This is a genomic window from Desulfobacterales bacterium (assembly GCA_034520365.1).
Taxonomy (GTDB): Bacteria; Desulfobacterota; Desulfobacteria; order Desulfobacterales; family Desulfosalsimonadaceae; genus M55B175.
Genome location: JAXHNP010000004.1, coordinates 41,957 through 53,075 on the forward strand (window position 1 = coordinate 41,957; position 11,119 = coordinate 53,075).

The window sequence follows — 11,119 nt, forward strand, 5'->3', positions numbered from 1 at the left end:
CCCCCTATCTTTCAGCTGTTTCTTTTAATGCCTCATCCAGGGTGCCGTCCGGGAGCATCCAGTCCGGGTGGTATTTGCCCTGCTCTTCCATATGGTACCTGACGCATTGATGCCAGTCTCCTTTGCAGTAAGCATCGATCCAGGATTTGCTCAGCAGCCCCTTTTTGTAAAACCGGCGCATGGGGCAAAGCGGATACCATTTGCAGTGGCTTTGGCGCATAGGGCGTCCGGTTAATTGGATTCGGGTTTCGATTTCGAGCCGGATGTTTTTTTCTTTTTTTGTCCGGGCTTTCGGGCCTTAAGGGCGTTTTCCCGCACCCGCTTGAAGTCTTCCTCCGAAATCGGCCCCGCAAGACCGGAAATTCCGGCCAGCTGCATATCATGCTTCAGGCCCAGCTTGTAGATTTCACTGACTTTTTCCCATTCAATATTTCGGCCCACACTGAAATTTTCAAACCGGCCTTCAAGGGCAAGCACAATGGTTTCCGCCAGACTGGCATAGGCAACCCCGGACGGCAGGCCGATTTCCCGCATTTCCGGCTCGCCGGGCAGGGTGATCTCGCCGGAGGCGATCACTAAAACATCCGGCCGTTTTTTAACCTGCTTCATGGTGAAATTAAGCGGCCGGTTCACATCGGTGATCACGCATCCGGGCTTTACGGCCTCAATATCAATCGCATTTTTCTCGGTCATGGCAGAGGCCAGGATGATCACATCCATATCTGCCAGATATTTATCCGCACGGGTGGATACGGTTAATTTGACATCCGGGGTTTCATCGGCAATCCACTCCTTTAAAGCCAAAAGCTCCGCATGATGGACATCGATCATATAAATATCGGTAAATGCGGTGGCCAGAAGGCGGCAGCAAACCGAGCCCACGGCGCCGGTGGCCCCGATCACCATGGTTTTGGCCTTCATCTTTTTACCCTTTTCCATTTTGATCAGGCCGAGCTTTCTGACCCCTTCAGCCGCGGCCCACATCACCGCCGATGCACTGTAGCTGTTGCCCGTGGTCACCGGAATGTCCGAGAGCTTGGCCACGGTTTCGCCGGCATCCCCCAATGGCTTGGTCAGCGTGCCCAAACCGATGATCTGGGCGCCCATGTTTTTGGCCATTTGAGTGGCTTTTAAAAGGCGGTTATTTAGAAATTCCGGACCGTGGGCCAGCATCTGCCGGGGGGTGGCGCCAAGGGCAATCAGCCATCCTTCGGCTTCGGTGCCGGTGGGGGATTTGATGCCGGTGACCCGGGAATAAATAAACGGCGGGGAATAGGCGGCAAGCTTTTCTATAGCATCCATGCCGCGTTTGGGCGCAAACCTGGCCGCCAGTTGAACGGGTTTGAATTTTTTCAGATATTCCCGGGAAAGCGGATAGACCACAAATGCAAAGCGATTGACCCGTTTGGGCTCTCCGGTGGGGTATATCACGCGGGGGTCCATTCGCAAATCCGTGATCACTTCAAGCAGGTCATCGCTGGCAAGGGTCTCCGGCGTTTTATCCAAAGCGACCATGATCATGGCCTCAAGCACGCTCACGCCCACCACCGTTTCCATGATTTTCGGGGTGGTATCGATGATCAGGTCAACGCCGCGCTCCTTGAGGAAATTTACCCGGTCATCGTAGGCAGTGGAGGTGATCACGACTTTGCGGCCCAGTTCTTTAAGTCCGCAATTTTCCAGATAGCTGTAGAATCCATAGTAGGGCACCACAATCACCTGGGCTTGCTCCATGGCCCTGGAGATGAGGTATTTGTTGTAATTTTTGAGGGGAAATGCATAATCCGCGAATTTTTTGCTGGGCACCCACTCCAGGATGCTGTGCATACCCTGGGCGTAGAGCTTCAAATCGCTGATTGACTTTAAGAATTTCGGAATGCCGCTTTCAATGATCGGGTCGCAGAAATGCAGATTATCGGTATATTCAGACAGGATGCGGGCCAGCGGGGTGTTGATCATCCCGGAGACAAACAGGATTTTTTTGTTATTAAAATAGTTGTTGCCGAATTTGTGCTGGATGTGCCGGATGCTCCATTCATGGCCGACTTCCCGGAGAGTGTCGCCCGTTGTCAAGGGGCTGTGGATTTGCCTGCAGAGCTGATTGAGTTTTTCCGACTGCTTTTCTTTCAAGCCGGTCATGCCCAACTCATAGGGGGCCTTGAAGCTGCCCAGTCCGATGGCATCCGCCCGGGCATCCCATTGCTGAATCAGGTCGGCGGCTTTATCCGGATCCCCGTTGGCCCCGAATCGCAGCAAACGGAAGTCGTGTCCCATAAAGTGGGTGTTTAAATCATAGTCATCTTTATCCGTGGCCAGGCTGATATTGACAATGGTCTTCATAACCGTCCTTTCGTAAACCCTGCGGGCTGTATTATAGCTGTTTGCGGATTGGCGGCGGTGGAAAATCGGCCGCCTTGTGTACAAAGTATAGGTTCGTTTTTTTCTTATATTTTTCTTATATATTGATAAATTCAGCGGCGCATGTCAAATGTTGTTTGGAAGTATTACCCCCGGGCCCGTGCGCCCGGGACCGAGCGTATAAGTAACTTTAAAGGCACTGAGGCACTAAGGGAAAAAGATGGAAGCACCGCCCCAAAAAGTCATAGGCAACTGTCGGATGCGTCATGAGACCATCCGGGGAGTGGGCTGCATTTTTCTGCATCCGTCCAATGAGCTGTCCGGCCGGAAGCTGATTTTTCTGCACGGCGGGGCATTTACGAGCGGCCCGATTATATGCCACTGGGGGATGCTCTCCCGGGTGTGTGAAAAGACCGGGATTGCCGCCATAATGGTGGATTATGGATTGGTACCCGCGCATCGGTACCCCGGGCCGTTAAATGATGTCCTTCAGGTGTTTCGGCAATTAAGACTGGAAAATCCTCCGGATCGGATTTTTCTCATGGGCGATTCCGCGGGCGGCGGACTCGCCCTGTCCGCCGCCCTGGCCCTCAAAGACAATCAGGAGCCACTCCCGCAAAAGCTGGCCCTTTTATCGCCCTGGCTGGATCTGACCATGAGCCACCCGGATATTGAAAGGCTTAAAAAATTCGATCAGCTTTTGACCAAGGAGGATTTGATCGCTGCCGGCCGGGATTACGCCGGGGACCATAACCCCGGCCATCACCTGCTATCCCCGATTAACGGCGATTTTGCCGGCCTGCCGCCCGCCCTGGTCCTGGTGGGTACCCATGAATTATTCCTCTGCGACTGCCGCCGGTTTAAGGAAAAGGCGGCGGCTGCGGGCGTACCCATCCGCTACCGGGAATGGAAGGGCATGTTCCATGATTGGATGGCGCTTACTCCGGCCATGGCCGAAGCCAATGAAGCGGTGGATGAGATCGTGGATTTTTTCTTCAAAGCTTAGGTCATTGAGAGCAGGCATTCGGCCAGCCGGTCGGCGGCAATACTCGGGGCGCTTTCTTTTGTGATCAGGGGATAATCCATTACCTCGATGCCCAGGGCATTCAGCCGCTCCTCGTCAATCGGGCAAGCATATCTGCCGTGTTTTTTATCCACCAGCACCAGATTCAGCACCGCCTGATTCTCGATTTTCTCCGGGTCATCCGCCTTTAAGTAGGAGAGCAGAATTTCGGTCTGCCGGGTGGGATCCAGCCCATAGGATTCCGGGTCCTCTCCCGTGTTGGGAATATAGATTTTGGGGCAGTGCACCCGGCTGACGGCATGGCCCACCCCTTTGGGAAGCAGGTTGGCGATGATGCTGGAATAAAAACTGCCCATGGGATAGCAGATCAGTTCGGCGGACTGGATCAAGCTGCGTATGCCGGAATCTATCTCCACTTCCGCCGGGTCGCCATCCGTGCTGCTGTGGCAGAGATAGAGCCGATGGATTCGGGAGGCGATGGGGCGGCTCTCTTTGCCGGTTAACTGATGCTGGCCGATAATCAGCTCCCCGGAGTCCATCTCAGCGGCCAGATGCCGGTCGTCGGCGACAACCGGCCGAACCGTGCCCCGGGCCTGGACAAGGTTTGAAATTGTGTAGATAATCGGGTCAAGCAGGTGGTGGTTGTCGAGATACCCGGCGGCCAGGATCAGGTTGCCGATGCTTGCGCCCTTCAGGCTAAATGAGGCCGGCATGTAATTCAGGAAGGTGTGCAGGTGGCTGCGGATGATTTGGCACATGGGCTCGGGTATCCGGGAAACCAGGGGGTGCGTGCCGCGGGCCATCCGGGCAAGCTCCGCCGCCAGGCGCTCTTCGGCCGCATCTTTTGCCAGCCGGTGGACGAACAGGTCAAATATTTCCGGCTGGCCCTGAAAACTCTGATCCGCCAGCGCCATCAGGCGATTGCGGATATCCCCCACCGCAGGCATGTGAAAGACCTTACGCAGTTCCGCCGAACTGCCGCCGGAATCAAACGGTGTGATGATGTGAATCGAATTGCGGGTGTAGCGGATCAATTCCCGGCTAAGCGCCCGCAGGGCCGTGCCGCCGCTGAAAAACAGCGGCCGCGGGCCCAAATCCGGAGACTTTTGATACCGGGCCAGCTTAAAAGGGTCCGGCAGCCGGGCCGTTCGGCTCATTTGAAAGTAAAGGGGCGCCCCGCCGGATGGCTGTATTTTGTCATTCATCAAATCCGATCCACGTAGTTATTTGATCCACCGGCGCCCGGGGGGTTTTAAGCTGGTTGGCCGCATGATCCCGGTCCGGATAACCCACGGCGATGCCGATGATGAGCCGCTTGGTTTCCGGTATACCGGCCAGGTTTCGAATGACTTCCGGGTAAAAAATGCCCTGATCCTCAATGCATGTGCCAAGCCCGCGGGCCACAGCCGCAAGGCAGATATTTTCCACGACCATGCCGATATCAAGGAGAGGGCCGGATTCTGAAAGCATCTGATCGGTCATGACGATGATCGCCGCCGGCGCGTCAAAAAACCGGAACCCCCGTTCCTGCCAGGCGCTTCGGTTTTCCTTATCCTCCCGGGCGATACCCATCAAGTTGAAAATCTGTTTGGCCAGCTCCACCTGGCGTTCGCGGTAGACACTCTCCTTCGGCCAGAGCGCGGCCACATGATCCGGCGCCATGGGGGCGCCGTTTCGCAGCTTTTCCACATTGGCCGCCCGGATCTGATCAAGCACCGGGCCGGTGATAACCGCAAATTCCCAGGGCTGTGAATTTAAGGCGGATGGCGCCCGTGTGGCGGTTTCAAGGATTTCCTTTAACAGGACCCCGGGCACCGGGTCCGCTTTAAATCCGCGGATGCTGCGTCGCGTGTTTATCGCATCGATCACATTCATAAAATAATTGCTCCCCCGTCGCGAAATTTTACCGGAATTGCGTCAATCTTATGTTTTTTCAGGCTTTTTCAGCTTCTTTCAGCCGATAATCCGCCGGCCGCCGTTTAGCCGGCGATTTTCCGGTACTGGGCGATCTGCCGGGATACGGCAATCAGTTCATCGTTTTCATCCCAGATATCCCCGTCCTCTTCAAGCAGTCCGCAGTTGATAAACCGCGTTCTAAAGCGGCATTTCAGCCATTCGGTATCCGTTATGTTGCGGATGCTTATGGTGAACTCAAGGGTCGGCACCCAGGCGGCCATGCCCTGGGTGGAAAATACCGCCGGCGGAAAGGCATCCGCCGCCAAAGTGACGGCCAGGATATCCAGCGGCCGGTTGTCCGTAAATTTGATCCATCCCTTGTGCTCGGATGCATCCGAGAGTTTATTCTCCATCCATCCCGCACACATCGGGTCCAGGCGAACATCCATGTTATCATAGAGGGTATATTTCGGCATTTGGGGAAACCGGACGCACTGATCCAGCGGCGCGATTTCCGGCGGATCGGCTTCGTAGCGTTTGATGAAGCACTCATCGGTTTCAATGGCAAAGGTGCCGAACGCCCGGATTTTCTCGCTGCCCTCCTGCAGGAGCCGCGTTTGAAACCGGTTAAACTGTTTGGACTGGGCGATGGCCTCAACCCCCAGTTCCACTTCCCCGGGCAGGCAGCGGGCCAGGTAATTGGCGGTTAAAATCGGGGTGGCGGTTTTGTCGGAATGCGTCATCATGGCATTCGCCACGATCGCCAGAAGATAGCCGCCATTGGGATTGCCGTTAATCGACCAGTTGTCGGACACGTTGGCCTTAAAGAAATAGGGCGCTTTTGGGGTGACCGAGATATCCTTATTAAATAGATGCATGTATGCCTCGTCTTTGGGATGACTGGATTGTTAGAAAATAATACCTAAATTTAATATATTAATTTAGCCTTAGCGAGGGGTATGTTCAACTTTCGTCTCAAACGGCTTCCAGTAAAATTTTTTGAGCAGTCCATATTTTTCGGCAAACCATCCCGGGGCGGTGGCAAAAACCGCGTATAAAGTGGGGACAACCACGAGTGTTAGTATGGTGGCCAGCATCAGCCCGAATATGACCACGATGGACATGGACTGCCAGTATTGGGAGGTTTCGCTGACCAGCGAGATGGAAAGCTTCCGGAAATTGATGGAAATCCCCGTGGCCATGGGAATCAGTCCCAGGATGGTGGTGATGGCGGTGAGCATCACCGGGCGCAGGCGGGTGGCGCCGCCGGCGATGATCGCCTCGTGAAAATCCATACCGCGGCTTCTCAGTTTATTGATGTAGTCAATGAGGACGATGGCGTTGTTGACCACCACGCCGGCAAGCGAAATTACGCCCACACCGGACATGATGATGCCAAAGGGAAACCGCATGACGGTAAGCCCCAAAAAGACCCCGCCCAGGGACAGGATGACCGAAGTCATGATAATCAGGGGCTGGCCCACGGAGTTGAAAATGGTCACCAGGATTAAAAAGATCAGGAAAAGGGCGATGATAAAGGCCTTGGACAAAAAGGCCTTGGATTCCTCCTCATGTTCGTGCTGGCCGGTGAACTTGATATGATAGCCGGGGGGCATCGTGAAATCGGCAAGCAGTCGTTCCGCCTGCATTTTGGCAACTGAGCCGGGGATTTTGGTCTCATCCACATCCCCTTTGACGGTGACCACCCGTTCATGGTTGATCCGGTTGATGTCTCCAAGGCTTCCCGAAAATTTGATGTCGGCCAGGGTGGTCAGCGGCACCATCTGCCCGGACGGGGTGGAAAGCATGAGTTTTCGCAGCACATCCGACACCTTCCGGTCGCCTTCGGTGAATTTGACGGTGATATCGTAGTCTTCATCTTCTTCCCGGAAAGTGGACACATTGAGCCCGTTATAGGCGGTTTTTAAGCCGAACCCGATGGCATTGGTGCTAAGCCCGAAAAGCGCCGCCTTCTGCCGGTCGATATCCACCTGGACCGATGGCAGGGCATCCATGAAGTCGTCTTTGACGTCCACCACGTGCGGGATTTTAGACACAATCGCCCGGATCTGCTTGGCGAGATCCCCCAATACACGAACCTTTTCCCCGGAAATCTCAATGTTGATCGGCGCGCCGGTGGGCGGTCCGCCCTGGGCTTCGGCAACGGTGATCCGGGCGCCGGCAATATTCTTGATCCGCTGGCGAATAACCTCGATATCATCCACGGACGGGGTTTTCCGGTCTTCGAAGTCGATGAACTGAATCCCCAGGCGGTTGTCGGCATATTCGGAAAAAAGGGAGCTGCCCGCCTTTTTCTTGGCCGTGGCATAGATGTGTTCAATATTGTCGATATCCGTGGGACCTTTGAATGTATCGCCGCCCCTTTTTTCATGCACCCGGGGGATATACGCCCGGGCGTATCGCTCTTTAAAAGATGCCGACGGATTTTCGGCCCCCGCATTGGCCACCGCCAGTTCGATTTTTTTAATGATCCGGTCCATGTATTCAAGGTCCGCGCCTTCCGGGGGATCGACATTCACATAGGCGCTATCCGGATCAACACTCGGAAAAAATTCCACCGGTTTTTCCAGACCGATAACCAGCTGCCAGATCTGTATCAGCGCAAAGAGCAGGAGAAAAGACGTGGCCACCACGGTGAGGCGGTGCTTGAGCGAATATTCAAGCATGCGCCGGTAGGTACGCAGTATAATGCCTTGGATTTGAACCGGTTTTTCACCCATGGCCTGGATGTCTGACGCATCCGTTGCCAGGCGCCCCGGGTCATTCTTTTGCTTGACCCGCATGAAAAAAGCGGTGAGCGCCGGGTTGATGACCAGGGCCACGAAAAGACTCGATGTCAGGGTAATAATCAGGGTGATCGGCAGATACTTCATGAATTCGCCCATAATGCCCGGCCAGAACACCATTGGGAAAAAGGCGGCGAGCGTGGTCAGGGTGGAGCCGATCACCGGGTAGGCCACTTCGGAGGTGGCTTTTTTGGCGGCCTCGATCCGGGAGACGCCCTGTTCCATATACCGATAGATATTTTCGACAATCACAATGGCATTATCCACCAGCATGCCGAGGGCCAGGGTCAGGGAAAACAGCACCACCATATTCAGAGTGATGCCCATGGCATAAATCACCATAAAGGAGAGCAGCATGGAAAACGGGATGGCAAGCCCCACCAGCGTGGCATTTCGTACCCCCAGGGCAAAAAAGAGCACCAGCACCACCAGCAACAGACCGGACAGAATATTGTTTTCAAGGTCCGCCAGCATGAGCCGGATGCCCTTGGCCTTGTTCATGAGCTTGGTGATTTCGACCCCGGCGGGCCACCCCGGCTTCTGCTCATCGATCAGGCGGTCCACGGCTTCAACAATGTCGATGATATTTTCACCCGCGCGTTTTTTAACGGCAATATTGACCGCATCCCGGCCGTCTAAGCGGGACCGGGATTCTTCATCCTTGAACCCGTCCACCACCCGGGCCATATCCTTTAAGTAAACCGGCTGGCCGTTGAAATTGTCCACGACCAAACCGTATATTTCATCCGGTGTGTTGAATTCGCCCGGTACCCGCAGCTGATAGCGCCCGTCGCCCAGTGTAATGGCCCCGCCCGAGGTGTTGGTGTTTTCATTGGCCACGACCTGCTGGAACGCGGTGATCGGGATGTTGTAATAGGCCATTTTATCCGGATCAACCTCGATGATAATCTCGCGCTCCCGGCCGCCGGTGACATCGACCTCGAGCACGCCGGGAATCGATTCGATGTCTTCTTCCAGGTCATTGGCGATTTTTTTAAGCCCCGCCATACCGGTAGCCCCATGCAGGGAATACACCACGATCGGCAGCTCCGACAGATTCACCTCAAATACAGCGGGGTCGTCCTCCAGGTCCGTCGGCAGGTCGCGTTTGGCTTCATCCACCTTGTCCTTTACCTTCTGAAGCACATCATCGATATCGGTTCCCGGGATAAACTCGATATTGATATTGGATTCGCCCTCTGAGCTGACAGACTTGACGCTTTTGACCCGTTCCAGCCCTTTAAGCTTCTTCTCAATGGGCACGGTGATGGCGGTTTCAATATCGGCCGCTGCCACGCCCTTATAAGGCGTGTAGACAAACACATAGGGGATGGTGACGTCGGGCTCGTCTTCCCGCGGGATTTCATTGTAGCAGTAGAATCCCATGATCAGGATGATGACCGCCAGAACCAGGACGCTGACGCGGTTATTGACCGCTGTATCGGATATGATCAATTCATGATCTCCTTCATATCCGAAACCGTCCGGACCAGGTTCACCGCCTGGCCGTCGCTGACGCGCCGATGGCCAACCACAATAACCCGGTCGCCGGGTTTTAGGCCGTCTGTGACCTGGATCTGCCAGCCTTCCTGGATGCCGGTTTGAATGTTTCTGGCATGGGCGGTCTCATCGTTTATCACATAGACCGTCTGCCGATTGTTTAGGGAAATGATTGAATAGAGCGGGATGGACAGGGCCTTGGAAACTTCCCTTTTGACAATATCCACCCGGGCGAACATATCCGGCAGGATTTCATGGTTCGGATTATCGATTTCGAGTTCCAGTTTGTAGAGCCGCGCCTGCGGATCGCTGGCAATGGAGAGAAAGTATTTTTTAGCCGGGAAGGCCTTATCCGCCAGGGCATCAAAGCGGACCATGTAGTCATTTACACTTCGGACGGCGCTGACATCGGATTCCGGGATGCCCACATTCACCTTGACCCGGTCCATCTGGATGACTTCGGCAATCGCGTCGGCCGTGTTAATATATTGGCCCTTTTCGATATAAAGCTGATTCAGGGTCCCGGTAATCGGGCTTTTTATAGTGCAGCGGTCGAGATTGAGCCGGGCAGCGTCCCTCTCCGCCTTGAAGCGCTCGACCTGCGCCGTGATATCGTCCAGTTGCGCGCGCGGGGCCAGCTGCTGGGCGTATAGTTTTTCCACCCGGTTTTTCGAGGCAAGCGCCGTATCATAGGCGGCTTTTGCCGCCTTAAGGGCGATTTCGTAGTCGCTTTTATCCAAAACCGCGATGATATCGCCCTCTTTGACCGGTGTGCCCTTTTCCATATGTTTTTCGATGACTTCGCCGCGGACCTCGGCGATCACATTGAATTTTATCCAGGGCTCCACCACGCCGGGCAGATTGATCCGGTCCCGGATGGTTTCCGGGGCGAGCTCAAGGGCCACGACATTCACATCCGGCCGGTCCATGCGGATATCAAGTTTATTTTCCGCCATCTGCTGTTTGATGTCGGCAATCTGGCGGTCAAGCTTTTCCTGCTGGTTCTTGACGAGCTCGGATAGGGGCATGTGGAGAATGGTTTTTACCTGATCGGCAGAGAGGCCGAGTTCGGCCTGCATGCGCTCGGCGGCGGTTTTCTGGTCCGCGGATGTTTTTAAAATCGCTGCCACGGTATCGATCTTTCCCGCTGCCAGCTGCATGCTTTCAAGCGCGCTTAAGCCCTTTTTGACCGCCTCCAGCCGATCCTTCTTGGTGTTTACCATCTGGCCCAGGACAATAACGGCGCCCAGCAGCAAAAGAATCGGAAGGGCGCCCCACAGGCGCATTAAAAGCTTTTTCCCCCGGGATGTTCGGGGGCGGCTATCCGGTTTGGGGTTCATGGCATGGGGTCTCCTGTTCGGATTGTATCAGCGGAGTTTAATACACCGGAATTGTTACCGGATCAAATTATTTTTAGGCCGGCGGCGAAATTTCTTCCAGGGCCATGCGCGCCTGATCCCCGTCTGCTTCAATCCATTGGCATTTGACCAGGCAGTCGCCGTAAAAATCGCATCGGTCTTCTTTAATATGGGAA

8 protein-coding genes are annotated in these 11,119 nt (G+C 54.8%); 1 reads left to right on the plus strand and 7 read right to left on the minus strand.

Translation table 11 applies throughout. From position 1 onward, the window contains the following. Positions 1–4 precede the first annotated feature (4 nt). A complete protein-coding gene (locus U5L07_07250; GenBank protein ID MDZ7831532.1) occupies positions 5–220 on the minus strand; it encodes a hypothetical protein in 216 nt (71 codons plus the stop codon). Positions 221–231: 11 nt separating this feature from the next. Then, positions 232–2,340, minus strand: a complete 2,109-nt coding sequence (locus U5L07_07255) for a hypothetical protein (GenBank protein ID MDZ7831533.1) — start codon at positions 2,338–2,340, stop codon at positions 232–234. Positions 2,341–2,617: 277 nt separating this feature from the next. On the opposite strand from U5L07_07255, the gene U5L07_07260 reads away from it, so the two are divergent. Next, positions 2,618–3,364: an alpha/beta hydrolase gene (locus U5L07_07260; protein ID MDZ7831534.1), complete on the plus strand. Its 747-nt coding sequence runs from the start codon at positions 2,618–2,620 to the stop codon at positions 3,362–3,364. Here the strand turns inward: U5L07_07260 and U5L07_07265 are convergent. The 5 genes from U5L07_07265 to U5L07_07285 all read right to left on the minus strand — a co-directional run bounded on the left by U5L07_07265 (position 3,361) and on the right by U5L07_07285 (position 10,925). Further along, positions 3,361–4,587 carry a GAK system CofD-like protein gene (locus U5L07_07265; protein ID MDZ7831535.1) on the minus strand — a complete coding sequence of 409 codons (1,227 nt, stop codon included), beginning with the start codon at positions 4,585–4,587 and terminating at the stop codon, positions 3,361–3,363. The two genes, U5L07_07260 and U5L07_07265, sit on opposite strands and share 4 nt — an antisense overlap. Continuing rightward, the gene (locus tag U5L07_07270; GenBank protein MDZ7831536.1) at positions 4,580–5,257 is read right to left on the minus strand and encodes a nitroreductase; all 678 of its coding nucleotides are present in this window, start codon (positions 5,255–5,257) and stop codon (positions 4,580–4,582) included. The genes U5L07_07265 and U5L07_07270 overlap by 8 nt, the downstream gene beginning before the upstream one ends. Before the next feature lie 104 nt (positions 5,258–5,361). After that, positions 5,362–6,156 (minus strand): thioesterase family protein, encoded by a 795-nt coding sequence (locus U5L07_07275; protein MDZ7831537.1) that lies wholly within the window; start codon positions 6,154–6,156, stop codon positions 5,362–5,364. Between the two features lie 69 nt (positions 6,157–6,225). Next, entirely contained in the window at positions 6,226–9,540 is a 3,315-nt protein-coding gene (locus tag U5L07_07280) for an efflux RND transporter permease subunit (protein ID MDZ7831538.1), read from the minus strand. Beyond that, entirely contained in the window at positions 9,537–10,925 is a 1,389-nt protein-coding gene (locus U5L07_07285) for an efflux RND transporter periplasmic adaptor subunit (GenBank protein MDZ7831539.1), read from the minus strand. The genes U5L07_07280 and U5L07_07285 overlap by 4 nt, the downstream gene beginning before the upstream one ends. Positions 10,926–11,119 lie beyond the last annotated feature (194 nt).

Bases quoted from the DNA above. Each gene is read 5' to 3' on its own strand.
- U5L07_07250 (MDZ7831532.1), bottom strand. From the start codon at position 220: ATGCGCCAAAGCCACTGCAAATGGTATCCGCTTTGCCCCATGCGCCGG.
- U5L07_07255 (MDZ7831533.1), bottom strand. From the start codon at position 2,340: ATGAAGACCATTGTCAATATCAGCCTGGCCACGGATAAAGATGACTAT.
- U5L07_07260 (MDZ7831534.1), top strand. From the start codon at position 2,618: ATGCGTCATGAGACCATCCGGGGAGTGGGCTGCATTTTTCTGCATCCG.
- U5L07_07265 (MDZ7831535.1), bottom strand. From the start codon at position 4,587: ATGAATGACAAAATACAGCCATCCGGCGGGGCGCCCCTTTACTTTCAA.
- U5L07_07270 (MDZ7831536.1), bottom strand. From the start codon at position 5,257: ATGAATGTGATCGATGCGATAAACACGCGACGCAGCATCCGCGGATTT.
- U5L07_07275 (MDZ7831537.1), bottom strand. From the start codon at position 6,156: ATGCATCTATTTAATAAGGATATCTCGGTCACCCCAAAAGCGCCCTAT.
- U5L07_07285 (MDZ7831539.1), bottom strand. From the start codon at position 10,925: ATGAACCCCAAACCGGATAGCCGCCCCCGAACATCCCGGGGGAAAAAG.